Source organism: Pseudarthrobacter sulfonivorans (assembly GCF_024391045.1).
GTDB lineage: Bacteria > Actinomycetota > Actinomycetes > Actinomycetales > Micrococcaceae > Arthrobacter > Arthrobacter sulfonivorans_B.
The window spans coordinates 1-444 of record NZ_JANFCZ010000065.1 but is presented as its reverse complement, the minus strand read 5'-3'; the positions used below and the strand labels follow the sequence as shown (position 1 = coordinate 444).

Sequence of the window (444 nt, the reverse complement as noted above, 5' to 3'; positions counted from 1 at the left end):
CTTCCAGAGGATGGAGTCGTCTTCCTCGTGCATGCAGATCGCGTTCTCGATGGTCAGCGGGTTGCCGTGGCTGTCGGCGGTGATCCCGTCGAAGTATTTGATCTCGCCGAGGCAGTCACAGCCCAGGGTCAGGGAGTTGGCCATGTTCCCGATGTTGTATTCACCGGAGTCGAACGCGTTTTTCTTGGCCTGGACCGGGGCGGTGTCACCGTACGGGACGACCATTTCCGAGAGCGAGGCCCGGTTCAACACGGGCCGGTCCACGCCCTTGTTCCGGAATTTGAGCTGGTGCAGGACCAGGCCCTCACGCGGGGTGAACCCGACCCGGAAGGACCAGTCGGCCCAGCGGACGTGGTTGCCGGTCACGGTGAAGGACGCGCCCTCGGGCTGGGTGATGCTGATGGGCTTGAGGTCGGTGCGGGCTTCACCGACGTACTTGGGCAA

The 444-nt window shown here is 63.5% G+C and carries 1 protein-coding gene; it reads right to left on the bottom strand.

Annotated elements, in window-relative coordinates:
* The coding region (locus NQJ30_RS18890; protein ID WP_441339105.1) for a copper amine oxidase at window positions 1-444 on the bottom strand (444 nt) is incomplete at both ends.